The sequence below is a fragment of the Rhizobium binae genome (assembly GCF_017357225.1).
GTDB lineage: Bacteria > Pseudomonadota > Alphaproteobacteria > Rhizobiales > Rhizobiaceae > Rhizobium > Rhizobium binae.
Genome location: NZ_CP071604.1, coordinates 2,883,844 through 2,908,355, shown reverse-complemented (window position 1 = coordinate 2,908,355; position 24,512 = coordinate 2,883,844). Strand labels below are relative to the sequence as shown.

Here is a 24,512-nt window from a genome sequence, read left to right as displayed (position 1 = left end):
GATGGCCGAGATGACAGGAAATGCGCCCGCTGGCGAAATGGCGGAGAAACATGCGGACGAGGGGCATTATCACAGCGTTTCGTTCAGTGAAGCCTTGCGGGTCTGGCTGCGGGTCGCGGCCCTGAGTTTCGGCGGCCCGGCCGGTCAGATCGCCGTCATGCACCGGATCATCGTCGACGAGAAGCGATGGATCGGCGAGCATCGTTTCCTGCATGCGCTGAACTATTGCATGCTGCTTCCCGGCCCCGAGGCGCAGCAGCTCGCCATCTATATCGGCTGGCTGATGCACCGGACCGCGGGCGGCCTCATTGCCGGAATATTGTTCGTGCTGCCGGGGTTTCTGTCGATCCTCTGTCTCAGCTACATCTATGCCGCCTATGGCAACGTCGGCATCGTCGCCGGCCTGTTCTTCGGCCTGAAGGCGGCCGTGCTTGCCGTCGTCGTGCAGGCCGTCATTCGCATCGGCGGCCGGGCCTTGAGGAATAAGATCATGGTCGCGATCGCGGCAGCGGCATTTGTCGCCATCTTCTTTCTTCATGTGCCGTTCCCTCTGATCGTGCTCGCAGCGGGAATCACCGGCTTTTTCGGCGGCCAGGCCGGGCTTGCCGCCTTCAAGACCGGCGGCGGGCACAAGGCCGGCAGCGGGCCGGTGCTATCGGATGCCGATTCAGTGCTGGGCGAGGACATACCGGCCCATGCGCGCCCGAATCTCGCCTGGTCCTTACGCATGTCGACGGTTCTGCTTGCCCTGTGGTTCATTCCGGTCGCTGCCTTCTACGCGATCTTCGGGGTGGGCAGCGTCTTTGCCGAGATCGGCCTGTTCTTCAGCAAGATGGCTGTCGTCACCTTCGGCGGCGCCTATGCCGTCCTTGCCTATGTCGCCCAGGAAGCCGTGCAGCACTTCGGCTGGTTGAAGCCGGGCGAGATGCTCGATGGCCTCGGCATGGCCGAAACGACGCCCGGACCGCTGATCATGGTCGTCCAGTTCGTTGGTTTCATGGGCGCCTATCGAAATCCCGGATCACTGAATCCCATGCTGGCTGCCACGCTTGCGGCGATGCTGACGACATGGGTGACCTTCGTGCCGTGTTTTCTCTGGATCTTCCTGGGAGCGCCGTTCATCGAAAGACTGCGCGGCAATATCGCGCTGGCAGGGGCAATGTCGGCGATAACGGCGGCGGTGGTCGGGGTCATTCTCAACCTTGCCATCTGGTTTGGGCTGCACACGCTGTTTGCCCAGGTCGCCGTCGTCAGCCTTGGTGGCCTGCGGCTCGACATTCCCGTGCTGCAATCGGCTGTGCCGGCAGCGATGGCGCTGTCGGCCGCCGCCGCGATCGCGATCTTCCGATTCAAGACCTCCGTCATCGCGACACTGCTCAGCTGCGCCGCCGCCGGCATGCTCTGGACGCTGGCGATGACCTGATTAAGCCTCCGCTCCATCCGCGGCAATGCGGCTCGCGAGCATCTTGTCGATGCGCATGCCGTCCATGTCGATCACCTCGAAGCGCCAGCCGTCGAAGAGGAAGGTTTCGCCGGCTTCGGGGATATGCTGGAGCTGATGCAGCGCGAAGCCAGCGAGCGTATGGAAGTCCGCCTCGGGCCGATCCTTGAGGCCCAACCGCTCGAAGGCGTCGAAGGCCGGCATCATCGCGTCGATCAGCAGCGAGCCGTCTTCCCGAACGACGATGTCGGGTTCCTCGTCGGCGCCCGGAAGATCGCCGGCGATGGCTTCCAGTAGATCTGTCTGGGTGACGATGCCCTCGAGGCTGCCATATTCGTCGATGACGATGGCGAGGCGCACGGGCGAGGCCTTGAAGCTGTCGATGACGCGCACGACCTTGGTGCCCTCGTGCAGCACCAGGGGTTGTTTGACCACCTCCAGCGGCCGGACCTTGCCGCCGTCGAGCACCTGATCGAGAAGATCCTTTTTCAACACCATTCCGATCGGCTCGTCGATCGAGCCGCGGGCGACCAGCAGCTGCTCGTGGCTGCATTCGCGGATCGTTTTCAGGATCTCCGCGTCGCTGTCGTCGGCATCGAACCATTCGACGTCAAGACGTGGGGTCATGATGTCGGAGACCGGTCTGTCGCCGATGTTGAATACCCGCTCGACCAATTGCTGCTGCACCGGGTTCAGAAGCCCCGCTTCCTGGCTTTCGGCGACCAGCAATTTCAACTCTTGCGGCGAGTGGAACGAGGATTCTCCGGTTCCGGCACGGAGGCCGACTGCCCGCAGCACGAGGTTGCCCATGCCGTTGAGGGTGAAGATCGCCGGCTTGAACAATACAAGGAAAAGCCCGAGCGGACGCACCACCGCCAGCGAGGTGGCCTCACTGCGCTGCAGCGCCAGGCTTTTGGGTGCGAGCTCGCCGAGCACGATATGCAGCGCGGTGATGATGACGAAAGCGACGACGACGGCGACGGTGTGGGCGCCGGTCGTGGCCCATGGCTCGGGCAGCCAGGAGAGCAGGGGCTCGATCAGATGGGCAAGCGCCGGCTCGCCCACCCAGCCGAGCGCCAGCGACGATATGGTGATGCCGAGCTGGGTGGCGGCGAGATTGGCGTCGAGGTTGTCGACGGCGCGCTGGAGGGCGGAGGCGTTCATGCGGCCTGCGGCGGCAAGCTCGGCGACCCGGCTGCGCCTGACCGACACAAGGGCGAATTCGGCGGCGACGAAGAAGCCATTGGCGGCGACGAGAAAGAACACGGCTAGTATCCCGACATAGTCGAAGAGCCCGCCCGCGGATTCGGCCATATTTCCCTTACCTCTGAATTGACGCGAATCCGAAACTACACGCTGGAGCACGGCTGACAAGGCGCAGCCGTCGTTCTTGCGCCGCCGCGGCGGTCATCTCTTCGGCGCTTCGAAGAGCTCGATCGGGTTTCCCGCGGGGTCTTCGAGCAGGATCTGCTTGCCGCCGACGCCCTGCACGATCTCATTGCGAAAACGCGCGCCGGCCTCGCGCAGCCTGGCGACTTCCGCCTCGAGGTCGGCGACCTCGATCTGGATGCGGTTCCATCCGCCGGGTTCCGGTGTTCGTCCGTCCGGCATGGCCTGGGAAGCTCCGCCCGGACCCGTCGTGCCGCTGACGAACAGCCGGAAGCCGTCCCTGGTCAGAATGGCGAAGCTTGGTGCCGGGTGAAGGGCGACGGAGAAGCCGAGATGCCTGGTGTAGAATTCCACCGCGGCGTCGACGTCGTCGACGATATAACGCATGCTGATGCCGGGCATGATTTCCTCCAAGGTGTTTTCGCTATTGCGGAGCAATCCGGCGCAGCCCGACGGGCCGCGCGGCGGACGCTCTTGTTTCAAATCTGCGCCTAATCCTCCCGAAAATCGAATTCGATCTTCGCACCATGCGCCGGCCGCGGCAAGTGAGGCCGAACCGGTCGCCAGCATGACGATCATCCAGGGGACGGCTTCCAGACGGTGCGCAGCAGGAGCCGGGAAGCGCCAGCACGAAAGCCGGCGGCGGAAGCACAGCGCTCATCTGAAGACGGATGGCCGCGAGGGCAGTTTTCTGACGTCCTTCGCTGAAGTTTAAATCTCACCTAAAATATTGGGCGTGCCCTGTCTGCGGCCTTGGCGGTGAAGGAGAGGCCCGGCCGGGAAAGCTCAAATTAGTGCGTTTGCCGGTACCTTTCGCCTATGCCAATCGTGAATTCTCCGATCATTCCGTTCCCGCGGGAGTGTTTCTAGTAGACGCCTTCCGACGGAACGGCATTACTTGCGTAGCGATTACGCCGGGCAACCCCTTCGGTCTTTCGGCCCCAGCCTCCCGCTCACGCGTCAACGGATGCAGCCCCTCGATCGGCGGCAATCGCAGATGCAGCGATAGCGTTTGATCGCCATCGCCTTCATGCCGCCTGCCTGTTCCAACTGGCGAAGGGGTCGGGCAGGTCGCGCCAGCGCTCCGGCATGAAGGTATCGCCTTCGACCAGGCAGGCGTCGAGTTCTCTCCTGATCCAGACCTCGTCCATCGGATCGGCGCCGATGAAGACGATTTCCTGGCGGCGGTCGCCCCAGACGGGATCGAGATTGGGGCCGAGGGCGTTGAGGAATCCAGGCTCCTGCGGCCATTGTTCGCGCGGGACAGCCGCCCACCAGAGGCCCATCTTGCCGGTGCGCACGATCGGGCCCGCCTGGCTGATCTCGCCGACATGGTGCGGGCGGGTGGCCAGCCAGAAGAAGCCTTTGGCGCGCACCACACCCGGCCATGTCTTATCGAGAAAGGCTTGCAATTTTGCCGGATGGAAGGGCCGTCTCTCGCGATAGACGAAGGAGCGGATGCCATATTCTTCGGTCTCCGGCACATGGTCCTTGAAACCGTGCAATTCCTTGTACCAGAGCGGGTGGGTCTCGGCTCTGTCGAGATCGAAGCGGCCTGTCCCGAGCACCTCCGTCAGGGCCACTCTTCCGAAATCCGCTTCGATCAGTTTCGCATCCGGATTGAGGCCGGTGACGATCTTGCGCGCGGCGCCGAGCGCTTCTTCGCTTGCCGTGCCGATCTTGTTCAGTACCACGACATCGGCGAATTCGATCTGTTCGACCAAGAGGTCGACGATGGTCCGGTTGTCGCCATCACCAGCCGTCTCGCCGCGGTCGGCGAGGAATTCAGCTGAGGCGTAATCGGCGAGCAAATTGGCGGCGTCGACGACGGTCACCATCGTATCCAGTCGCGCCATCTCCGAGAGGCTAACACCGTTTTCATCGCGGAACTCGAAGGTGGTGGCAATGGGCAGGGGCTCGGCGATGCCAGTGGATTCGATCAGCAGATAATCGAAGCGGCCCTGGGTCGCGAGATCGCGGACCTCCTTCAAAAGGTCGTCGCGCAGCGTGCAGCAGATGCAGCCATTGGTCATCTCGACCAGCTGTTCCTCCGTGCGCGAGAGATTGGCCCCGCCATCGCGCACCAAGGCGGCGTCGATATTCACCTCGCTCATGTCGTTGACGATGACGGCGACGCGCAGGCCTTTGCGATTGGCGAGCACGTGGTTCAGCAGCGTCGTCTTACCGGCGCCGAGAAAGCCGGAAAGGACCGTCACCGGAAGTCTGTTGTCCATGGGAATCTCATCTATGTCAATGTTATATCATTACATCCGACAGGCCGAAAAAGACGGAACGGGGTCATCCGCCTCTTTCCGCATCAGCCCTCTGAGCGAGATCGCACGGCGATCATGCGCTGGAGAGGCAAGCCTTCATGCTCTCGGCGATGCCGCGCATGAGGGTGAAGTAGAGATCGGGGCCGGGTGTCAGCGTTGCCGCCTCGGGGTCGAGCACGCCGGATCTGGCGCTGGTTCCCTCAATGACGACTTTGACGAGGCGCGGCTCGAATTGCGGCTCGGCAAAGACGCAGGTTGCGCCGAGTTCGCCGACCTTGCGGTGGATTTCCGAAACGCGCTCGGCACCCGGAATGGTCTCCGGGCTGACGGTGATCGAGCCGGCGACGCGGATGCCGTAGCGGTGCTCGAAATATTGGTAGGCGTCGTGGAAGACAACAAATGGCTTTTTCTTGACGGGGGCGACCGTGGTCGCGATCTCCTTGTCCAGCGCCGTCAGCTTCTCGTCCAGAGTCTTGGCATTGGCTTGGTAGGTCAGGGCATTGGCGGGATCGGCGGCGACCAGCGTCGTGGTGATCTCGGCGGCCATCGCCTTGGCATTCATCGGGTCGAGCCAGAGATGCGTGTCGAAGACGCCGTGCTCGTGGCCATGATCATGATCGTGATCATCGTCATGCCCCGTTTCGCCGGCATGGTCGTGATCGTCGCCATCACCATCGTCATGCGGTTCGAAAGCGCCGCCTTCGCGGAAGGGCAGCTTGACGAGACCGGGCGCTTTGTCGAGCTCGGCTATGGTCGCCTTCGGGCCCAGCGCTTGCAGCGGCTTTTCCAGGAAGGCTTCGAGCCCGGGGCCGGTCCAGAAGATTACCTTGGCCTCCTGCAGGGCGCGCGCGTTCGAAGGCCTCAAATTATAGGTGTGGGGGGAGGCGGCGCCATCGACGATGAGCTCCGGTTCGCCGACGCCCTGCATGATTGCCGCAACCAGCGAATGGATCGGCTTGATCGAGGTGACGACGACCGGCGCGTCAGCCGCCCGCATCGTGCTGGCAAAGAGCAAGGCCGGGATCGCTAAAGCCGGGATGAAGAGGACGGCGGGGAATTTAAGGGCTGACGTTTTCAGGGCAGTCCGTAGGGCGCGTTTCATCAGGTGCTCCGCTTGAATTGCGCATGTTATGTTATTACATCAATTGCGTTATGCTATAACGTGTGCAATAGCAGGATGCAACAGCGCTGTCGGAAAATTTGATGCTCTCTCCCGCAAACAAGAGGGGCGAACAGCTGGTTTCGCTCGAAGACGTCGGCGTCCTGCGTGGCGGCCGCTGGCTGGTGCGCGGCGTCGATTTTTCGGTCTCGCGCGGTGAAATCGTCACGCTGATCGGGCCGAACGGCTCCGGCAAATCGACGAGCGCCAAGGCGGCGATCGGCGTGTTGAAGCCTGACGAGGGCAGGGTGGAGCGGCTGGTTGGTCTCAAGGTTGGCTATGTCCCGCAGAAGCTATCTATCGACTGGACGCTACCGCTGACGGTGCGCCGGCTGATGACGCTGACCGGGCCGCTGCCGGAGCGCGAGATGCACGCAGCCCTCGAAGCCGCCGGTATCGCCCATATGCGCGATGCCGAGGTGCAGCACCTCTCCGGCGGCGAATTCCAGCGGGCGCTGATGGCCCGGGCGATCGCCCGAAAGCCCGATCTCCTGGTGCTCGACGAGCCGGTACAGGGGGTGGATTTTTCCGGCGAGATCGCGCTTTACGACCTCATCAAATCGATCCGCAATGCGAGCGGCTGCGGCATCCTGCTGATCTCGCACGATCTGCATGTTGTGATGGCCGAGACCGATACGGTCATCTGCCTAAACGGCCATGTCTGCTGCCGCGGCACGCCTGAGACCGTGAGCCGCAGCCCGGAATATGTGCGCCTGTTCGGCAGCCGGGCGGCGCAGACGCTTGCCGTTTACAGCCATCACCACGATCACACGCATCTACCTGACGGGCGAGTGCGCCATGCTGATGGGTCGGTCACGGATTATTGCCACCCCGAGGATGGCCATCACGTTCATGGCACCCATGAACACACACAGGGTACCCATGAGCACGCGCATGCCGGGCATGGCCACGCCCATGCTCACGATGATCATCACGCACACGATCATGCGCATGGGCATGCCCATTCCCGCAGCGGGGAGAGCCGCCATGCTTGATGATTTCTTCGTGCGCGCTATCCTGGCCGGCGTCGGGTTGGCGCTGACGACCGGGCCGCTCGGCTGCTTCATCATCTGGCGGCGCATGGCCTATTTCGGCGATACGATCGCCCATTCGGCGCTGCTCGGCGTGGCGCTGTCGCTGCTCTTCGAACTCAATCTGACGCTCGCCGTCTTCGCCGTCGCCGCTCTCGTCTCGGTGCTGCTGCTCTTCCTGCAGAAGCGCCAGGCGCTGTCGGCCGATGCGCTGCTCGGCATCCTCTCCCATGCCACGCTGGCGATCGGCCTCGTCATGGTCGCCTTCATGAGCTGGGTCAGGATCGATCTCATCGCCTTCCTGTTCGGGGACATCCTTGCCGTTTCCTCCACCGACATCGCGCTGATCTGGGGCGGCGGCTTGTTCGTGCTGGCGGCGCTCGCCTGGCTCTGGCGGCCGCTTCTGGCGGCAACGGTCAATGCGGAGCTTGCCGAGGCCGAGGGACTGCGACCCGAGCGGGCGCGGCTGCTCTTCATGCTCTTGATGGCCGTCGTCATTGCGATTGCCATGAAGATTGTCGGTATCATGCTGATCACCTCGCTGCTGATCATTCCGGCGGCTGCGGCGCGGCGCTTCTCGGTGACGCCGGAGATCATGGCAGTGTTTGCCTCGCTGATCGGGGCGGCCGCCGTCGTCGGCGGGTTGTTCGGGTCGCTCACCTACGACACGCCCTCCGGCCCTTCGATCGTGGTCGCGGCGCTCGTCCTTTTCATTTTCAGCCTGCTTCCCGTCAGGCGCCACCGCGCAGCAATGCAAGGACAAGGCTCATGACAACACCGCAACTGACCAAGAACCAGTCGCTGGTCTTCGACGTGCTCGAGAAGGCCGACGGGCCGCTCAGCGCCTATACGATCCTCGACAAGCTGCGCGACCACGGCTTTCGCGCCCCGCTGCAGGTCTACCGAGCGCTGGAAAAGCTGCTCGAATACGGCGTCGTGCATCGGCTCGAAAGCATCAATTCCTTTGTCGCCTGCGCCCATCCCGGCGATAACTGCCATAGCCACGGAATTGTCGCCTTTGCTATCTGCGAAAGCTGCGGCCAGGTTATGGAATTCCACGACCACGAAGTCGATCACCGGCTGATGGCCTGGGTGCGCGGGCAGAAGTTCAAGCCCGAGAAAACGACGATCGAGATCCGCGGTCTGTGCGAGGCTTGTGCGGCGTAAGGGCGTGTCTCGCTACAAAAGCCATCGTCGGCGTCTTATCGGATTGCACCGAGAGAAATTTAGCGGGAAGTGCGCGCCTCCTCACCCCCATTGCTGTGACATCCCTTGGGCGAAGCCCTGAGGAGCACAGGTGGGGAGGCGTCCCCGACAGATTTTCCGCTCGGCGAACGGAGACAGCTCTTGCCGTCTTCCACACTAGACGATCGCCTCGCGCTCGCCGAAGGGCGTGTCATCATCGAAGTTGCGGGTGCCGATCCGCTCGCTTTCACCCGACAAGGTCGGTTGTTCCACAGTTTCGCTGGCTTCTTCCTCTTCCTGCGATCCCGCACTCCGGTTGCGTTGATGCTTTTCGTCTTCACCAGCCAGATCCGCGTGGGGAATGAGCTCGTTTGCACTTTGCTTCTGCGCCATCTCTCGGGATGCCCGCCGATCGGCGGTGATCTGCGACTGGCGAGCGGCAACCCAGGCGTTGTCGGGCTCCGAACCGATAGAGGTGCTGGTTCCAACCTTGGTGGGCTCGGATGCGGCGGTGGCGGAGATCGGGGTGATCGCCTCGACCATGAGAGTCTCCTGCTGGCAGGGCGCAGACCCGTTTTTCCCAGGATTAAATAGGGGCGGGCGTCTGGCTAATGAGACTCATATCGAGCGCGAGCGGCAAAACACAAGGTCGATCGTCAAACTATCAATCTGCGGGAGGAAGCCAGCCCGCCCGGTTTGTCGCCATGTCTCTTTCAGAACGGTAATAGCCGCCGATTGGTGCTCGGGCCGATAATCCAAGAAAGGTGAGGCCGGAGACCAGCCTCACCTTTCGCGTTTCTGCGATGACAAGCTCAGTTCGGTCCGCCCTTGCCGGAACCGCCTTTGCCCGAGCCGTCATTGTCGCTCTTGCCGGAGCCGCCATTGTCGCCCTTGTCGGAGCCGCCATTGTCGCTCTTGCCGGAACCGCCATTGTCGCTCTTGTCGGAACCGCCATTGTCGCTCTTGCCGGAACCGCCATTGTCGCCCTTGTCGGAGCCGCCATTGTCGCTCTTGCCGGAGCCGCCATTGTCGCTCTTGTCGGAACTGCCATTGTCGCTCTTGCCGGAACCGCCATTGTCGCTCTTGCCGGAACCGCCATTGTCGCCCTTGTCGGAGCCGCCATTGTCGGTCTTGCCGGAGCCGCCATCGTCGCTCTTGCCGGAGCCGCCATTGTCGCTCTTGCCGGAGCCGCCATTGTCGCTCTTGCCGGAGCCGCCATTGTCGCTCTTGCCGGAACCGCCGTTGTCGCCCTTGTCGGAGCCACCATTGTCGCTCTTGCCGGAACCGCCATTGTCGCCCTTGTCGGAGCCGCCGTTGTCGCTCTTGCCGGAGCCGCCGTTGTCGCCCTTGCCGTGACCTTCCTTGCCGCCGTGGTTATCCTTCCCGTGCCCGTCCTTGCCGTGCCCGTGATCCTTGCCGCCCTTGTCGTCGCTATGATGATCGCGGTCCTTGCCACCATGGTTGTCCTTGCCATGGCCATCTTTGCCATGATCGTGATCCTTGCCGCCGTGATGGTCGTGGCCATGGTCATTGTCGTCACCAGTGTTGTCGCCGGTGTCGTTTCCGCCTTCATCCGCAACCTGATTGCCACTCCCACTATGGTCGCCGGACTCGGCACTGGAACTGGTGCTCGTCGTCTTCTGGCTGCCGCCAATGCTTCGGCTGCTGCGATCGCTGTCGTTCGGATTGAATTTGCTGCCGGTGGGAATTGATCTAGTCGGCATGCACAGCCGGTATTCGAGCGTGCCACGCACGGCGGTATTGCAATTAACGACTGCCGGGGCGGCCATGGTCAAGCTGCTGCTTGCCAGAAGGAAAGCAACGGCGACGCTGAATTTCGATGCTCTGCTGCGCATTTCAATCGTCTCCCAAGGTTAACTGGAGGTTAATGGGGAGAACTTTTATACTAACGATCTATTAACGCAAATAATAAAGGCTATCTAGTCTGTCTCTATTCGATATTACGGTTAAATTCGCAAGTATAAAATTTTAATAAATTATTATCTCGATCATGTTATTCTGAAGGCGGAAATAAGGGGAATCGGCTATGAATCGTCTCTTTTCTCTCGCTGCAATTTTGTCCGTTCTTGTGCCTTTTCAGGCTGTTGCCGGATCCTCCTTACCTGTGACGAGAAGTATCGGCGCGCCCGTGGGATTCGCGGCGGCTTGCTCCAAGTACAAGTGGCTGTGCGGCAGGGTGGCGGCCCAACAGTTGCACGATGCAGCAGGCATAGCGCTGCTTCAAAAGGTCAATCGAGCCGTCAATGGACGCATTATTCCCGCGGAAGACCGTCCGTCTCCCCTCGGGGATGTCTGGACTCTGCCGGTTGCCGGCCGAGGCGACTGTGAGGACTATGCCCTCCAGAAGATGAAGGACCTGATCGACGCTGGTTTTCCGTCAAACAGGCTGGCGCTTTCCGTGGTCATCGGCCCGCATGATCAAAATCATGTCGTTCTTATTGCCCGCACAGACGGTGGCGATTACGTGCTCGACAATCTCTCCAGCGCCGTCAGGCTCTGGCGCACGACGGGCTATACATTTTTGGCCACCCAGGATTTTCAGTCGCGAACCGGCTGGCGGGTGACGCTTGCCGGTCCCCGCGCCGGCGAATTCTCCTAACCAGTCGCGTCGTGCAAACGCCAAGATGCCCGGCGAACCGGTTCGCTCGCCTGCGACCCCATCCGGCAGAGAGTGTCCTGCACCGTCCCCTGTCTCTTCGATGCTCCCGATCGGCGGAGACCGGTGCGGTTTTCGGGCCGTTATCGAGACATATCGAACCTGGGTGGAGAAGCACAATGAACATCACTGCGAGCGCGGGCAAAGCCGAAACGGGTGCAGGTTGCAGTAAATTCGACGAAGAATTGTGCATCCGAAAGGCGACCTAAAACGTGGATGATGTAAGAATCGGAAACACTTTGTGACTAAGTGCCTCCAAAAGCAGCGTTTTTTGACTTGCTGCGCGGGAGGAGTTGAAGGATATTGCACAGACGTTGAGGACGTCGTCATGATCAGAATGATAGAAGACCCTGCCGAACTGGCTGGCGAAGACATCACTGGCAAATATATTCTCCGAAAGCTGAACTATCATTGGTTCGCTTACGGCAAGGCGGCCATTGTGACCGCGTGCAAGGGAACGATCCTCCACCTCGATCGGGAGGAAACGGTCTATTCCGAGCGCTGGGGCCGTCGCGCCTATACGGGGACAGGCAAGCGTTATCCCGGCGGCATTTGTCCGATATCGGCGGTCGCCTGTGTTTGCGATACACCCGATGATGTCAATGCCGTCATACAGCTGGACGTCGAAGCACAGGACGAATTCTATCAGTTGATCGCCAAGACGGAAGCCAGGGTTCGCGCGCTTGCCGCCTCCTCTGGAGCGAGCCAATTCATGGAAGCGGCGGAATAAGGCAGGTTTTGAGCGATATTCGTTGCCGCAACGGCTTCCGACAACGCGGCTGACTGCAGAGGCGTCGCTGCAATTGGTCTCGACCTTCATCTGCTGCATCGCCCACGGGTTGTTGCGCACGTTTAGCCTCCCAAATTCCGCGTAGGGTTGCGGCCGCTGTCGGCAGTCGCGGGTGCCTGGCCCGATGATGCTAGGAGTGGTCATGACGGAAAAGGACAATCCACCCGGCCGCTCATTGGCGGCTGCGCCATCGATTGGATCGCTGGCCGTAACCGTCGCGGTGCTGTTTGCCGCCCTCTTCTGGCCGGCCGGGAGGCTTGATTGGCCGCGTGGCTGGATCTTCCTCGGCGCCTTTCTTGCGCTGACAGCAATTGCCATCGTCTGGATCTGGCGGACGAATCCCGAGCTGTTTGCGGCGCGCAGCCGATATCAGAGGGGCACCAAGCGCTGGGATGCGGTAGTGGCGACGCTGACGATCATTCTCTTTGTCGCCATTCTTCCGGTCGGCGCGTTCGACGACGGGCGTTTCCATTGGGCGCCGCAATCCGACTGGGTTGTGCTCGCCGGCTATGTCCTGCTGATCACCGGCTATTTCGGCCTGACCTGGGCGCAATCGGTCAACCGGCATTTCGAGCCGACGGTGCGCATCCAGACCGACCGCGATCACAAGGTGATCGACACCGGACCCTACGCCGTCATCCGCCATCCCGGATATGCCTTTGCTATCGTGCTCGGCGCCGGCATGGCGCTGTCGCTCGGCTCGCTCTATGCGCTGATCCCGGTGGGGCTGCTCGTCGTTATGCTGTTCGGCCGGACGCTGGGGGAGGAAATGGAGTTGCGCCGTGGGCTTAAGGGCTACGAGGAATATATGGATCGGGTGCGCTGGCGGTGGGTTCCCGGTATCTGGTGAGGAGGCGCCAGCGTGCCGACCCGCGATTGTCCTCGGCAAGGCAAGCGCGGCCTCTCTCCGCCCTCATCCTGAAGTGCCCGTAAGGGGGTCCGAAGCACGATGGCGGCCCCTGCTTCCGCAAATCACCCAATCTGCTTCAGATCCCGCGCAAATCGCTGCCAATTCTTCACGTAATTTTCCGCCGAACGCCGGATGCCTTCTGCCGCCGTCTCATCGAGCACCCGCACCATGCGCGCCGGTGCGCCGACGATCAGCGAGTTGTCAGGAAACGCCTTGCCTTCGGTGACGAGCGCATTGGCGCCGACGAGGCAGTTGTTGCCGATCTTGGCGCCGTTCAGGATGGTCGCGCCCATGCCGACCAGCACATTGTCGCCGAGCGTGCAGCCGTGGAGGATAGCGTGGTGGCCGATGGTGCAGCCCTTTCCCGTCGTCAGCGGGAATCCCATATCGGTATGCGCCATTACGCCTTCCTGAATATTGCTGCCTTCACCGATCGTAATCGACTCATTGTCGCCGCGCAGCACGGCGCAGAACCAGATGCCGACATTCTCGCCAAGTTCGACCTGACCGATGACATGGGCGTCGGGGGCGATCCAATGCAGACCGGCTGGCGGCAGTTTCGGCGTCAATCCGCCAAGAGCGTAAATCGGCATGATTTCCTCCGGTCAGATGACCTCGACCGACAGCGCCGCGACGCCGTCGATGCCGCAAGTGATACGGTCGCCGTGTGCGACTGCGCCGACGCCGGCCGGCGTGCCGGTCATGATGACGTCGCCCGGCGCCAGCACGAAGAGTTTAGAAAGTTCGGCGATGATCTCCGGTACTTTCCAGATCATCTGATTGAGATCGCCGTCCTGGACACGCTTGCCATTCTGTTCCAGCCAGATCCGGCCTGCGCCGGGATGGCCGATGCGGCTCGCCGGCACGATCGCCGAGACGGGCGCGGAATGTTCGAAGGCCTTGGCGAGTTCCCAAGGGCGGCCGAGCTTCTTGGCCTCGCCCTGCAGGTCACGGCGGGTGAAATCGATGCCGACGGCATAGCCGTAGATGCAGTCCAGCGCTTGCGCGGCTTCGATGTTGGCACCGCCCGATTTCAGCGCCAGCACGCATTCGACCTCGTAATGCACGTCGGTCGAGAGCGGCGGATAAGGGAACGCGTTGCCTGCCGGCAGCAGGTTGTCGGCATTCTTCTGGAAGAAGAAGGGCGGCTCGCGGCTGGGATCATGGCCCATCTCGATCGCATGGTCGGCATAATTGCGCCCGACACAATAGACGCGGCGCACCGGAAAGCGTTCGTCGCTGCCTTCAACCGGCAGCAGAACCGGTGCGGGACGCGGAATGACGGTGGCGGGATGGGGCATGGCGGGCCTTCCTGTTGACGAGTCTTTGGCGCATCTTAGACGGAAAAGGGCGGGGCGGGGAAGCGTTCTCGGCAGATTGACGCTATCGCCGCCGAGCGATATCCTCGCCGCCATGAACAGGATATTTGCAATTTCGACGTCTACGACCACCGCCTCGGCGGTGGGTAGCAGACGCGTGAACTGAATTTCCGTTCATTGCTGCCGAGACCCAACCCGCCGGAAACGAGCGGGTTTTTGTTTGCCCGCTCGCCTCCGGCATTCGAGGACGAGATCATGGACGAACTGCAAAAAACCAACCTTGCGGAGCAGGTGCTCGCTGCCGCCCGCCGCTGCGTCGCCAACAGTTACGCCGGGGCGGCTTTCGCTTACGCCACCGGCTCTCTGATGCGCGGCGAAGGGACGGCGTTTTCGGACATCGATCTCGTCGTCGTGTTTCCGTCGCTGGAAAGGGCCTGGCGGGAATCCTTCACGCATGAGGGCTTCCCGGTCGAAGCCTTCATCCACGACGAAGAGACGCTGGCGCACTATCTTCATGTCGATGCCGAGGGCGGCTGCCCCATTATGGTCAACATGGTCGCCACCGGTCGCATCGTTGGAGCGGATACCGGACGCGCAGGCATCATCCAGGCAAAGGCGGCGGCGGTGCTGGCGGCGGGGCCGAAACCGCTTGCCGGGGCGAGCTACGACATGCTGCGCTATCAGGTGACCGATCTTGCCGACGATCTCAGGGGCAAGCGCCCGCCGGAGGAGACTGCCGCCATCGCCGCGCAGCTCTACCAGAAGCTCGCAGATCTCATTCTGCTCGGACGCGGCGCCTGGGCCGGACGGGGAAAATGGGCGCCGCGTCTGATGCGCGAGCTCGATGCGGAGCTCGCAGCCGAATTCGACGTAGCTTTCAGCCTGGCGGCGCAGGGCGATGGCGGCCGCTTCCTGGCGCTGGCCGACCGGGTGCTTGCCTCCCATGGCGGCCGTCACTTCGACGGCTTCAGACTGGAGGCTCCGCTGGAGGCACGGCGTGTGGAATAGTCGCTGATGGAGGGTGCTGTGCCCGATGAAAGGCAAGCCCTGCGAGGAGCATCATTCAGAGGCGCCCCGAGGGGGCTCGAAGGACGAGTGGCGCGCGCAGACTGTCGGTGGATTCAAGGAGCAGGCTCGCGGCGTGTAGCCTCGACGGTGGCCTGACTCTGGCGAACTGATATTTTTCCTAGAAATTGATCCCGGCCACGCTATTCCATGCTAGTCTCAACAGCCAGTAGCGGATGGATGGTGATGGCAATGCTGGAAACGGATAAGGTGTTCGCCGGCTCGGTTCCCGAAAATTACGACCGCTATATGGTGCCGTTGATCTTCGATCCATATGCCGCCGATCTGGCAAAGCGGGCAGCGTCCTTCTCTCCGCAGGCCGTCCTGGAAACCGCGGCGGGCACCGGGGTGGTCACCCGTGCCCTGGCGCCGAGACTGTCGCCTGATGCAAGCTATGTCGTCACCGACCTCAATCAGCCGATGCTCGATTACGCCGCGTCCCGCCAGGCGCCGGATAGCCGCATGGTGTGGCGTCAGGCAGACGCCCTGGCGCTGCCTTTTGACGATGCGTATTTCGATCTCGTCTGCTGTCAGTTCGGCGCAATGTTCTTTCCCGACCGGCTGTCTGCCTACCGCGAAGCAAGGCGGGTGCTGAAGCCGGGCGGTCGTTTTCTGCTCAGCGTATGGGACCGCATCGAAGAGAATATGTTTGCCGGCGATGTGACCAATGCGCTCGCCAGGATGTTTCCGAACGACCCGCCGCGCTTCCTCGCGCGCACGCCGCACGGCTACCACGACAAGCAGTTGATCCGTTCCGATCTGGAGCGCGCAGGCTTCTACGAGGTGGTGATCGAAACGAGAGCCGAAGAGAGCCGCGCATCCTCGCCGCGCATTCCGGCCGTTGCCTATTGCCAAGGAACGCTTCTTCGCAATGAGATTACCGCGAGGGACGCGACGAAATTGGAGGCTGCGACCGACTATGCCGAATCCGTGATCGCAGCTAGGCATGGCAGCGGCCCGGTTGCCGCCAAGATTCAGGCGCATGTGATCGTGGCTGTTGTCTAGCCTAAAGCACTTTGCTCGGCGCAAATCCTGTCGATCAGCGCATCGAGTTCGCTCCTCGGCGGACGGCTTTTGGCCAGGCGCTGCTTGAGATGCATGATCGGCTCGGCCAGGATTTCGTCGAGGCTCTCGGCGCAGGTGAAGTCGCCGGCGACGTGCTTGACCTTCGCATTGTCGAAGATTGCGGTCCAGGCTTTATCGCCGAGCAGCGGGCCGACCCATTCCGGATTGTATTTGATCAGCGTATCCGTCGGCACGTGGACGATCTTCGCCTCGACGCCCAGCAGTCTGGCGATCGTCTTCTGGATATCGTCCCAGATATGGGCGCGGTCGGAAGTGATGTGGAAAATCTCCTTCAGCGCCGCCTGCTTGCCGAACAGGCCGACGAAGGGCACGGCGAAATCGACCGAGCGCGTGAGCGTCCAGGGCGTATGGCCGTCGCCGGCCACGATGATGGGCTCGCCGTCCAGCATGCGCCTTGCCATGACGTCGCTGTCGCCCATCATGATCGGCAGGCCGGTTCGGACCGTGTGGCTAGGGCGGATGATCGTCCAGGCGAGATTGCTGGACTTCTTGAGCAGTTCCTCGCAGGCGATCTTGGCCTGGCTGTAGGGCCAGTAGGGATTAACCGCCGGCGTCTCCTCAGTGATTGCGTAATGACGCGGCGGCTTTTCATAGACGGAAGCCGAGGAAATGAAGATGTACTGGCCGCACTTGCCCGAGAAGACCTCGATGTCGCGGCCGATCTGATCGGGGGTGAAGGCGATGAACTGGCAGACGACATCATGTCCGGCCTTGGCGAGATCGGCGTAAGCGCTCGACCCCAGTTCGCCGACGATCGATGTGACGCCGGCGGGCAGGGCGGCGTCTCTCAAGCCGCGATTGTAGACGCTGACATGGTGGCCCGCGGCGACGGCGCGTTCGACGCAGGGATAGGATATCTGGCCGGTGCCGCCGATGAAGAGAACGTTCAATGCCATGGGCGTGACCTCGGGATCTGTGGGCGGGATCAAGGATGGCTCTTCATAGCGCGAAAGAAGCTGATCGTCTCCCGCAAATCTCGTGCACCGCGATCGTCCGAGCTCGTCGTTTCGACGGCGGCAAATGGGGTCGAACTTGCCGCCGTCATATCATGCAGCGCTTATGCCTGTGCCTTGCGGTAGGCTGCGGCGACAAGCCAGAGCGAGGAAAGCAGAAAATAAAAGGCGCCAAAGCCTGCATAGGGAACGATGTCAAGAACGGTCGGCGACGCGGCGCCGAAAGACCGGCTGATCATGAAGGCGCCGGCGAGCGCCGATTGCGCGCCGCTGAGGATCATCACCCATTGGGCGCCGTAGATGCGCCAGCGCCTGACGCCGGTATGGAGCTGCAAGAGTCCGGAAAGGATCGCCCATGCCCCGAAGACGGCGAGAACGGCATGGCTGCTTTTGCCGAGGGCGATGACGACGGCGAGCGTGGTGATGGTGCTGACAACGACATTCAATGCCTGCGAAGGGTTGGCCTTGAGGCCGCCGTTGACCCTGGCGTCGACCAGATTGGCGGCAGCGTCCCACAGGGGATAGGTCACCAGCAGAAAGGCGGCAAGGCCGGATTGCCCGCCCGAGAGAATGGCGGCGGCAATCCAGATCAGAGAGAATGCGGCGCGGGTAAAATAATAGGATCGCAGCCAGTTAGGCTGGTTGGAAGATTCGGTTTGCATGGGCAGGTTCCTTGTTTGCCTACCTACTAGTAGGAAGACGGCGAGCCGGTGTCAATACGATCGGCGGACACCTTCTTGTGAGGGGATATCCAAGCGCCAAGGCTTGACAAGCTCCCTACCAGAAGGTAGGCGGCGCTATGAAGTCAATAGCTTCGACATCGGATAAGATCCTCGATATCGCCCAGTCGCTGATCGTGGCGGGCGGCTATAACGGCTTCAGCTATGCCGACATCTCGGACGCGATCGGCATCCGCAAGGCCAGCATCCACCATCATTTCCCTGCGAAGGCCGAGCTGGTCGCAGTGCTGGTGGACCGCTACACCAAGCAGGCGCAGGCGGGATTGCAGTCGCTGCGCGAGGAGGCCGCAAGCCCTGCCGATCAGTTGCACTTCTACATCGACTATTGGCGTTCCTGCATCGAGAACGGCTCGCAGCCCTTTTGCGTCTGCGCCATGCTTGCCAGCGAAATGCAGATGCTGCCCGACGAGGTCGCCTCACGCGTGCGCGCCCATTTCCGAATTCTGGCGGCATGGCTGACCTCGGTGCTGCAGGCCGGCGTGGAGCAGGGCCTGTTTCGGCTGGACAAGCGGCCGGAAGAGCAGGCGCAAATGCTGATGGCCTCGGTTCATGGGGCGATGCTCTCGGCGAGGGCTCTCGGCGATTCCGGATTGTTCATCGCGGTGGTTGGACCTGAGATTGCTAGGCTGCGGGCGTCGAATTGCTGAGCGGTGACCACCGCTACATCATTCCTTACCGTCGGCGGTCAAGGCATCCCGCACGATGATGTAATAGGCCGCAAGCTCAGGAATAAAGGCCGTCAGTCTGTCAAAAACGGCATCGGATGGCGCCAGCGTCCCGGCATATTTCGTCTCGATGAAGGCTTGATGGGCGGCAAGCGCTGCGGCGTCGGCCTTATGCACGACGGTAAAGACGGGCGAGGGGACGGTGCGGCCCTTGACGATGATGCGGTCGAGTTCGACGACGGTGTAGTCGGCGGCAACAAGCCTTGCGGTTTCTTCGCCGAGCAGCAAGGCGACGCCATAATTCTTCGAGGCGCCTTCGAGGCGGGAGGCGAGGTTGACGCTGTCGCCGAGGCAGGAATAGTCGAAGCGGCGGGTCGAGCCCATGTTGCCGACGATGCATTCGCCGGTGTTGATGCCGACGCCCATCTTCAGGACGTGCGGCTTGCGGCCGAGTTCCGCCGCCTCCCGTTCCAGCTGGGCATTCAGCCGCGATATGGCCGCCTGCATGGCGAGCGAAGCGCGGACGGCGTGAAGCGCATGGTCAGGATCGTCGAGCGGCGCATTCCAGAAGGCCATGATGCAGTCGCCCATATATTTGTCGATCGTGCCGCCGTGATCCATCACCACGTCGGAGAGTGGCGTCAGCAGCCGGTTGATCAGGCCGGTCAACTGCTCCGGATCGTCCTTCAGCGTCTCGGCGATGGTGGTGAAGCCCCGCACGTCGGAGAACAGCACCGAGAGCGTGCGCCGCTCGCCGCCGAGCTTCAGCTGCGAGGGATCGTTCGACAGCCGCTTGACGAGATCGGGCGAGATATATTGGGCGAAGGCCCGGGTGATCTGGCGCTTGTTGCGTCGCTCCTCGGCAAAATCGAAGGCGGCCTGGCCGAAGACGACGGAGATATAGGCGACCGTCGGGCCGAGCGGCGAGACGAAGACATGGGCAAGCCGGATGCCGGCGGCGCTGACGGCCGCGAAGGCGAGGAGGGCCGCCACACTGTTCACGACTGTCAGCCATCCCGTCGAGCGCCAGACGGTGGCGGCGGCCAGCAGCACCGATATCAGGATACAGGCGGCAACTGTCGGCAGCCGGGCTTCGGCGATCGACAGGCCGCCGCGGATATTGTCGTAGATCGTTGCCTGGATTTCGACGCCGGAGACGAGCTTGCCGGTGTGGACGGTATAAGGTGTGCCGAAAGCATCGACGCCGCCCTTGTCGATGGCGGGTGCATTCTGCAAGCTCAAGCCGACGAGCACCACACGGTCTTTGAAATAATTCGGCGGCAGCAGGTTCGTCGGGTCGAGCGCCTGGTAATAGGAAACCGTGGGATAACTGCGGGCCGGCCCGAAGGATTGGATCAGCCGGCCGGCCGGCAGCGCTTCGGGCGCCACGCCAGAGGCCTTTGCCACCATGGCGGCAAAGCCATCCTCATAGCCTGGAATGCGCCGGAAGATGCCGTCGCCGCTGAGATCGATCGAGGCGATGCCGGTGACGGCGCCTGCTTCCGTCAGCTGCGGCAGCGGTGTCGCGCGGATCAATTGCGAGGCCTGCGGCGTCTCGATCAGCGTCTCGTCGCCGGCCAACACGACATCGGGGCCGACGGCCCTGGTGATCGCCGCGTCATTATCCGGATTCGAGGGCTCGGCCATGATGATGTCGAGGCCGATGACGCGGGCGCCGGCGGCGCGCAACTGGCTGATGAGCTCGGCATGAAGGCTGCGTGGCCAGGGCCATTGCGCATTGATATCGGCGAGCGAGGGTTCGTCGATCGCCACTATGACGGGTCCGCCGGGTGGCGGACGGGGATCGTCGACGGTCGAAAGATAGTCGAAGCTTCTGAACTCCAGCAGTAGCCAGGCGGGCAGGCGCGACAGGAGCGAGATGGCGATCAGCGTGGTCAGCGACAGCACCAGCAGCCTCAGATGACGGCTCCTGATCTGCCTGGCGTGCCGAGCCTTGTCCCGCGCCCGCATCAGAAGCGGACTTTGAGCGTGCCCTTGAAGGCGCGGCCCCAGCCGGGGGTGTCGGGCAGAACCTCAAAATCTTCGTCGAGCAGATTGTAGGCGGCAGCCTCGAGCGCGATTCGCTTGTCGAAGGGCTCCCAGATGAGATGGGCGTCCAGACTCCAGTAATCGTCGAGTTTCGTGCCAACCAGATCGCCGGAGCGCTCGCCGATATAGTTTGCAGCAACAGTGGCTTTGACCTTGGCTTCATTGACCCAGGTCAGCGCGATCTGGCCGGAATTTTGCGGAATGAAAGGCAGATCGCCGTGGTAGTTGAAGGTCGTCGGATCCTTGTTCTCGGAATCCATGTAGGCATAGGTCGCCGAGAGGCCGAAGCCGGACCCCAGAGCAAAGTTGGCCGTAACGGCGGCGCGGTCGATGGTGCCGCGCCCGTAAGTCTGGCTGTCGACGAGCGCGAGGCCGGTGACCGGCAGACCAATCGAGAAATCGTGCAGTTCCTGATGCTGATATTCGACCGACGTGAAGAAGCGGTCCGTCCACTCGGCATCCCATTGCAGGGCAACAGTATCCGCGTAACCCTCTGCTCCGACCGAGAACTGGTTGGCCTGCAGGCCAAGGATGCCGATCGGTGCCAGTGATGGTACGCCCGTGTCGAGGCCCTGGCGCATGAAGGCGGCGCGCAGCCACTGATTTTGCACAGGCTGCCAGGCAATGCCGAAACGGGGTTCAAGCCGGCTGACATCCGTGCCGTCGCCTTCCAGGCGCGTGGCGAACAGTGCGTATTCACCCTTCAGAGCAGGCGTGATCTCATGAAGGAGGTCGATATAGGCGCGGCCGATATTGACGCGGCTGCTCTCGTCGTCCGGGCCAAATGTCCGCTCCCCCACCAAACCCAAAATGTCATCGAGATGAATCGTCGTCTTGTTGCTGCTATCGGTCCATCCGCCTTCGATACCGTATCGCCAGGTCAGCGTGTCATCGCCGATGCTGTGGCTGATCGCGGCTATGTAGGTTTTGGAGGAACTCTCCAGGCTCGTTTCCATGAAGGGAAAAAGATCTGGAGGGGGAACGCCGGTCAGCTCGGAGGCATCAAACGTCTGGTCGAAAACGCTTTTCGCTTTTCCTTCGGAATAGAGGAGGGCGGTATTGAGCACATTCCGATACCCGAAAGTGTGGCTCCAGCCGATGCCGCCAATCGTCGTCTCGCCCTCATCATATCTGTTTTGATAGAGAGGTAGATCCAACGTCGGTATTACACCGCCGAAGAACGGCAGAAAGAATTCTTCATTCAGCCGGTCCGTCAATGCGGTGCTTGTCGTCAGAGCATTCAGCGGCCCGTAGGCTTTGCCATGATTGATGAAACTGACGATACGGTCATCCGGCGTCAGCGTGGCCGTCAGATAAGCGTTGCCCGCGAGCAGTTTTTTGTCCAGCGCGTATCCGCCGAAGTCCCGGTAGTCACCGTCCAGCGCCAGCTCTTCCCAGGTCAGGTTGCCGTAGAAACTGATCGGGATCGTCGCATTCGAATAACCCTGGATTTCGGCCTCGCCAATGCGGCGCGTATGGCCGTCGACGCTGTTGATGCCGCCGCCGAGCGAGCCTTCGATGAAGGGCACGTCGAACAGCGACGCCGAGCGCGAACGGCCGGAGAGCATGTGCGGTGAGAGCAGCAGGCCCTGGATGAAGGAGGAGTAGCTCGACGCGTTGCCGCGGTACTGGATGATATTGTCGTCGCTGAAGCTCGTTGCGTTGACGAAAGGAAAGATGCTGCCCTTGATCGCCTGGTCGATATAACCGGTGCCCTTGAAGGGATCGAAGACGGCATCGCCGTAATAGCGGCCCCAGGCATCCAGGCCTTGCAGGCGGAAGGCGTTGTTGAGTGTCGAGCCGGCGCTCGCATTGGCGCCGAGCGAACTGTAATCACCGCCGCGCGCGCGCGAGCGGCGCAGATATTCCTGGGCGTTGCGGATCGCGCCGTCGGCGTCGTAATCGTCGATATCGACCGCTGTGCGGAAGGCTGAGATTGCCGGATCGTTGTCATCGAGCCGGTCGGCATTGTCGAGCGCCTGCTGGGACGGGATGCGGTCGCCCTTTTCGTAGTGAGCGGCGGCGAGCATCAACTGCGACTGCGAATGCCCGGGATTGGCGGTGCTGGCGGCCAGCAGGTCCTGCAGCGCCTTTTCGCGCTCGCCGGTTTGCAGGTAGTAGCGGCCGCGGGCGAGCAAGGCGATATCGAATGATGGATCGAGGGCGATCGCCGTCTCGATCTCGCGCTTGGCTTCCTTCATCCGCCCTTGGTCGAGATAGAGGATGGCCAGGTTTGCACGCAGCAGCGGGTCCTGCGGATCGAGCTCGATCGCCTTCTTGAAGGCTTTTTCCGCTTCGCCATTGGCATCGCGAGAACTTTGCAGCAGGCCGAGTGAATTCAGCGTGCCCGATGCGCCGGGGGCAAGCGCGATGGCGCGGTTCAGGTCCGCGAGCGCGCCGTTGATATCGCTTTCATAGGTCGCCCGGTAGCCAGCGCGGGCCGACAGCGCCATCGGATGATCGGGGTCGAGCGACAGCGAGCGCTCTATCGCTTCCTTCATCTGCTCGCGGTCATCGGTGAGCTCGGCCAGCTGGGCGCGGATCGCCGGCAGGGTCGGATCGTCGGGATAGCGCTGTTCCGCCTTTTTGATGATCTCGATCGCTGCGCGCGGGTTCTTCAGGAAGCCCGTCGTATAGGCCTCCATGATCGCGCCATAGGGGCCGGTGGTGTTGGCCGGCGGCTGTTCGGCATGGGCGGGGTCGGCGAGCGAACGAGCGAAATAGCCGCCGAATTGCGCCATGTTGCGGCGTGTCGGGTCGAGATGCGGCAGGGCCTTCTGGAAGAGCCTGGCGGCATCGGAATAGCGCTTCTCCGACCCGGCGATCGTGGCGTCGATTAGATCGACGCGCGCCTGCTGGGCCACCGTCAGCTTGCGGCCGCGAATATTCTGCAAGGCTGCGGCCGCGGCCTGGCGGCCGTCGAAGGCGCTCTGCACTTCGGCAAGCTCCAGCCAGTCTTCGGTCGTGCGCCGCTCCGGCGGCAGCGCCAGAAGGCGGCGGCGCTCCGCGGCCATGCGGTCGGCCCGCAGCGGCGATGTCGGCATCAGGTCGAAGCCGTCGCGCAGGTCCAGATAGAACAGCATCTGTTCGCGGTCGTCGGGATTGACGCTGATGATCTTGGTCGGCGCCTGGCCGATGGTGGCGACGGCCCCTTCGCCTTCGCTCACCTCGACGCTGCCCTGCGGATTGGAGAGCGCCACGCGGCCTTCCAGCACGATCATCGAGGTCTTGGCGCCCTCGACGGTCATCGTCCAGTCCGTGCCGCGGATGGCGGCTGCGGCCGCAGGCGTCTCGACCGTCAGGCCCTGGCCGCCGCGCTCGGCGCGCGCCCAGATGGTGCCGGACTGCAGGCTAAGGACGGTATCGCCGCTCGCCGCCATCTTCTTGACCTGCAGCGAGGAATTGCGGCCGAGGCGGACCTGGGTGTGATCGGAAAAGACGATGGCTAGCTGGCCGTTGGCATTGGTGCGCAGCACGTCGCCGGTCAGAAGATCCTGGTTGATATCGACGACGCGCCAGTCCGACACGTCGATGAAGCGGACCTCCTCGCCGGTCTTGCGGGCGATGACGGAGCCGGCGACCGGCGTTGCGCGCGGCACGGGATCGGCCATCGCCGGCAGCCCGAAGCCGGGCACTGCAAACGCCAGCGCCACCCCGACGCGACAGATGTTATTGGAATAACCGCGCATGACTCCGCCCCATACCCGCTTCCCCTTTGTCCGTGTAGAGTGGAAAAGTCAAGCATGTTGCACACGTGTTCTTGCTTTCGTTCCAAAGTGT

Annotated in this window: 22 protein-coding genes and 1 pseudogene; 10 read left to right on the top strand and 13 right to left on the bottom strand. The window is 62.3% G+C overall.

The features are described 5' to 3' along the window. Position 1: 1 nt before the first annotated feature. Entirely contained in the window at positions 2 to 1,423 is a 1,422-nt protein-coding gene (gene chrA / locus J2J99_RS14345) for a chromate efflux transporter (protein ID WP_168300131.1), read from the top strand. On the opposite strand, the gene J2J99_RS14340 is transcribed toward chrA, so the two are convergent. The 5 genes and pseudogenes from J2J99_RS14340 to J2J99_RS14325 form a co-directional block, all read right to left on the bottom strand. Next, complete coding sequence (locus tag J2J99_RS14340) at positions 1,424 to 2,755, bottom strand: hemolysin family protein (protein WP_168300133.1); 1,332 nt, start codon at positions 2,753 to 2,755, stop codon at positions 1,424 to 1,426. It abuts the gene before it with no gap. Between the two features lie 93 nt (positions 2,756 to 2,848). Next, positions 2,849 to 3,232 carry a VOC family protein gene (locus J2J99_RS14335; protein ID WP_168300141.1) on the bottom strand — a complete coding sequence of 128 codons (384 nt, stop codon included), beginning with the start codon at positions 3,230 to 3,232 and terminating at the stop codon, positions 2,849 to 2,851. 439 nt (positions 3,233 to 3,671) lie between these two features. Continuing rightward, positions 3,672 to 3,862: pseudogene (locus J2J99_RS34025) on the bottom strand (hypothetical protein). Continuing rightward, the gene (zigA, locus tag J2J99_RS14330; protein ID WP_168300143.1) at positions 3,859 to 5,064 is read right to left on the bottom strand and encodes a zinc metallochaperone GTPase ZigA; all 1,206 of its coding nucleotides are present in this window, start codon (positions 5,062 to 5,064) and stop codon (positions 3,859 to 3,861) included. The pseudogene J2J99_RS34025 and the gene zigA overlap by 4 nt, the downstream one beginning before the upstream one ends. A gap of 112 nt (positions 5,065 to 5,176) precedes the next feature. Further along, positions 5,177 to 6,205, bottom strand: a complete 1,029-nt coding sequence (locus J2J99_RS14325) for a zinc ABC transporter substrate-binding protein (protein ID WP_168300168.1) — start codon at positions 6,203 to 6,205, stop codon at positions 5,177 to 5,179. Between the two features lie 101 nt (positions 6,206 to 6,306). On the opposite strand from J2J99_RS14325, the gene J2J99_RS14320 reads away from it, so the two are divergent. The 3 genes from J2J99_RS14320 to J2J99_RS14310 are packed head-to-tail and all read left to right on the top strand — an operon-like array spanning position 6,307 to position 8,460. Further along, a complete protein-coding gene (locus tag J2J99_RS14320; protein WP_168300170.1) occupies positions 6,307 to 7,257 on the top strand; it encodes an ATP-binding cassette domain-containing protein in 951 nt (316 codons plus the stop codon). Continuing rightward, positions 7,250 to 8,065 carry a zinc ABC transporter permease subunit ZnuB gene (gene znuB, locus J2J99_RS14315; protein WP_168300175.1) on the top strand — a complete coding sequence of 272 codons (816 nt, stop codon included), beginning with the start codon at positions 7,250 to 7,252 and terminating at the stop codon, positions 8,063 to 8,065. The genes J2J99_RS14320 and znuB overlap by 8 nt, the downstream gene beginning before the upstream one ends. After that, positions 8,062 to 8,460: a Fur family transcriptional regulator gene (locus J2J99_RS14310; RefSeq protein ID WP_168300179.1), complete on the top strand. Its 399-nt coding sequence runs from the start codon at positions 8,062 to 8,064 to the stop codon at positions 8,458 to 8,460. The genes znuB and J2J99_RS14310 overlap by 4 nt, the downstream gene beginning before the upstream one ends. Positions 8,461 to 8,655: 195 nt before the next feature. Here J2J99_RS14310 and J2J99_RS14305 read toward each other — a convergent pair whose 3' ends face one another. Continuing rightward, entirely contained in the window at positions 8,656 to 9,021 is a 366-nt protein-coding gene (locus tag J2J99_RS14305) for a hypothetical protein (RefSeq protein WP_168300180.1), read from the bottom strand. Between the two features lie 269 nt (positions 9,022 to 9,290). Then, positions 9,291 to 10,334, bottom strand: coding sequence for a putative sodium/potassium/calcium exchanger (locus J2J99_RS14300; protein WP_168300184.1), 1,044 nt, complete (start codon positions 10,332 to 10,334; stop codon positions 9,291 to 9,293). A gap of 191 nt (positions 10,335 to 10,525) precedes the next feature. Between J2J99_RS14300 and J2J99_RS14295 the strand changes: the two genes are divergently transcribed. The 3 genes from J2J99_RS14295 to J2J99_RS14285 all read left to right on the top strand — a co-directional run bounded on the left by J2J99_RS14295 (position 10,526) and on the right by J2J99_RS14285 (position 12,795). Then, positions 10,526 to 11,098 (top strand): transglutaminase-like cysteine peptidase, encoded by a 573-nt coding sequence (locus tag J2J99_RS14295; RefSeq protein WP_168300186.1) that lies wholly within the window; start codon positions 10,526 to 10,528, stop codon positions 11,096 to 11,098. A gap of 385 nt (positions 11,099 to 11,483) precedes the next feature. Then, entirely contained in the window at positions 11,484 to 11,885 is a 402-nt protein-coding gene (locus J2J99_RS14290; protein ID WP_010055797.1) for a hypothetical protein, read from the top strand. A gap of 202 nt (positions 11,886 to 12,087) precedes the next feature. After that, complete coding sequence (locus tag J2J99_RS14285) at positions 12,088 to 12,795, top strand: methyltransferase family protein (RefSeq protein ID WP_168300188.1); 708 nt, start codon at positions 12,088 to 12,090, stop codon at positions 12,793 to 12,795. A gap of 122 nt (positions 12,796 to 12,917) precedes the next feature. Here the strand turns inward: J2J99_RS14285 and J2J99_RS14280 are convergent, their stop codons facing one another. After that, positions 12,918 to 13,448 carry a gamma carbonic anhydrase family protein gene (locus J2J99_RS14280; protein WP_168300193.1) on the bottom strand — a complete coding sequence of 177 codons (531 nt, stop codon included), beginning with the start codon at positions 13,446 to 13,448 and terminating at the stop codon, positions 12,918 to 12,920. 12 nt (positions 13,449 to 13,460) lie between these two features. Beyond that, positions 13,461 to 14,156: a fumarylacetoacetate hydrolase family protein gene (locus J2J99_RS14275; RefSeq protein WP_168300195.1), complete on the bottom strand. Its 696-nt coding sequence runs from the start codon at positions 14,154 to 14,156 to the stop codon at positions 13,461 to 13,463. Between the two features lie 273 nt (positions 14,157 to 14,429). On the opposite strand from J2J99_RS14275, the gene J2J99_RS14270 reads away from it, so the two are divergent. Beyond that, on the top strand, positions 14,430 to 15,182 hold the full coding sequence (locus J2J99_RS14270; protein WP_168300199.1) for a nucleotidyltransferase domain-containing protein: 753 nt from the start codon (positions 14,430 to 14,432) through the stop codon (positions 15,180 to 15,182). Positions 15,183 to 15,431: 249 nt separating this feature from the next. Next, complete coding sequence (locus J2J99_RS14265; RefSeq protein WP_168300331.1) at positions 15,432 to 16,244, top strand: class I SAM-dependent methyltransferase; 813 nt, start codon at positions 15,432 to 15,434, stop codon at positions 16,242 to 16,244. Here the strand turns inward: J2J99_RS14265 and J2J99_RS14260 are convergent. Then, positions 16,241 to 17,221, bottom strand: coding sequence for an SDR family oxidoreductase (locus J2J99_RS14260; protein WP_168300200.1), 981 nt, complete (start codon positions 17,219 to 17,221; stop codon positions 16,241 to 16,243). The genes J2J99_RS14265 and J2J99_RS14260 overlap by 4 nt on opposite strands. Before the next feature lie 161 nt (positions 17,222 to 17,382). Then, on the bottom strand, positions 17,383 to 17,940 hold the full coding sequence (locus J2J99_RS14255) for a DUF308 domain-containing protein (RefSeq protein ID WP_168300210.1): 558 nt from the start codon (positions 17,938 to 17,940) through the stop codon (positions 17,383 to 17,385). Positions 17,941 to 18,077: 137 nt separating this feature from the next. Between J2J99_RS14255 and J2J99_RS14250 the strand changes: the two genes are divergently transcribed. Beyond that, complete coding sequence (locus J2J99_RS14250) at positions 18,078 to 18,665, top strand: TetR/AcrR family transcriptional regulator (RefSeq protein ID WP_168300215.1); 588 nt, start codon at positions 18,078 to 18,080, stop codon at positions 18,663 to 18,665. A gap of 18 nt (positions 18,666 to 18,683) precedes the next feature. On the opposite strand, the gene J2J99_RS14245 is transcribed toward J2J99_RS14250, so the two are convergent. Both J2J99_RS14245 and J2J99_RS14240 read right to left on the bottom strand, forming a co-directional pair. Beyond that, a complete protein-coding gene (locus tag J2J99_RS14245) occupies positions 18,684 to 20,654 on the bottom strand; it encodes an adenylate/guanylate cyclase domain-containing protein (protein WP_168300217.1) in 1,971 nt (656 codons plus the stop codon). After that, positions 20,654 to 24,421 (bottom strand): FecR domain-containing protein, encoded by a 3,768-nt coding sequence (locus J2J99_RS14240; RefSeq protein ID WP_168300220.1) that lies wholly within the window; start codon positions 24,419 to 24,421, stop codon positions 20,654 to 20,656. The genes J2J99_RS14245 and J2J99_RS14240 overlap by 1 nt, the downstream gene beginning before the upstream one ends. Positions 24,422 to 24,512: the final 91 nt, after the last annotated feature.

Coding starts and splice junctions, on each gene's coding strand:
- chrA (WP_168300131.1), top strand. CDS start 2: ATGGCCGAGATGACAGGAAATGCGCCCGCTGGCGAAATGGCGGAGAAA.
- J2J99_RS14340 (WP_168300133.1), bottom strand. CDS start 2,755: ATGGCCGAATCCGCGGGCGGGCTCTTCGACTATGTCGGGATACTAGCC.
- J2J99_RS14335 (WP_168300141.1), bottom strand. CDS start 3,232: ATGCCCGGCATCAGCATGCGTTATATCGTCGACGACGTCGACGCCGCG.
- zigA (WP_168300143.1), bottom strand. CDS start 5,064: ATGGACAACAGACTTCCGGTGACGGTCCTTTCCGGCTTTCTCGGCGCC.
- J2J99_RS14325 (WP_168300168.1), bottom strand. CDS start 6,205: ATGAAACGCGCCCTACGGACTGCCCTGAAAACGTCAGCCCTTAAATTC.
- J2J99_RS14320 (WP_168300170.1), top strand. CDS start 6,307: ATGCTCTCTCCCGCAAACAAGAGGGGCGAACAGCTGGTTTCGCTCGAA.
- znuB (WP_168300175.1), top strand. CDS start 7,250: ATGCTTGATGATTTCTTCGTGCGCGCTATCCTGGCCGGCGTCGGGTTG.
- J2J99_RS14310 (WP_168300179.1), top strand. CDS start 8,062: ATGACAACACCGCAACTGACCAAGAACCAGTCGCTGGTCTTCGACGTG.
- J2J99_RS14305 (WP_168300180.1), bottom strand. CDS start 9,021: ATGGTCGAGGCGATCACCCCGATCTCCGCCACCGCCGCATCCGAGCCC.
- J2J99_RS14300 (WP_168300184.1), bottom strand. CDS start 10,334: ATGCGCAGCAGAGCATCGAAATTCAGCGTCGCCGTTGCTTTCCTTCTG.
- J2J99_RS14295 (WP_168300186.1), top strand. CDS start 10,526: ATGAATCGTCTCTTTTCTCTCGCTGCAATTTTGTCCGTTCTTGTGCCT.
- J2J99_RS14290 (WP_010055797.1), top strand. CDS start 11,484: ATGATCAGAATGATAGAAGACCCTGCCGAACTGGCTGGCGAAGACATC.
- J2J99_RS14285 (WP_168300188.1), top strand. CDS start 12,088: ATGACGGAAAAGGACAATCCACCCGGCCGCTCATTGGCGGCTGCGCCA.
- J2J99_RS14280 (WP_168300193.1), bottom strand. CDS start 13,448: ATGCCGATTTACGCTCTTGGCGGATTGACGCCGAAACTGCCGCCAGCC.
- J2J99_RS14275 (WP_168300195.1), bottom strand. CDS start 14,156: ATGCCCCATCCCGCCACCGTCATTCCGCGTCCCGCACCGGTTCTGCTG.
- J2J99_RS14270 (WP_168300199.1), top strand. CDS start 14,430: ATGGACGAACTGCAAAAAACCAACCTTGCGGAGCAGGTGCTCGCTGCC.
- J2J99_RS14265 (WP_168300331.1), top strand. CDS start 15,432: ATGCTGGAAACGGATAAGGTGTTCGCCGGCTCGGTTCCCGAAAATTAC.
- J2J99_RS14260 (WP_168300200.1), bottom strand. CDS start 17,221: ATGGCATTGAACGTTCTCTTCATCGGCGGCACCGGCCAGATATCCTAT.
- J2J99_RS14255 (WP_168300210.1), bottom strand. CDS start 17,940: ATGCAAACCGAATCTTCCAACCAGCCTAACTGGCTGCGATCCTATTAT.
- J2J99_RS14250 (WP_168300215.1), top strand. CDS start 18,078: ATGAAGTCAATAGCTTCGACATCGGATAAGATCCTCGATATCGCCCAG.
- J2J99_RS14245 (WP_168300217.1), bottom strand. CDS start 20,654: ATGCGGGCGCGGGACAAGGCTCGGCACGCCAGGCAGATCAGGAGCCGT.
- J2J99_RS14240 (WP_168300220.1), bottom strand. CDS start 24,421: ATGCGCGGTTATTCCAATAACATCTGTCGCGTCGGGGTGGCGCTGGCG.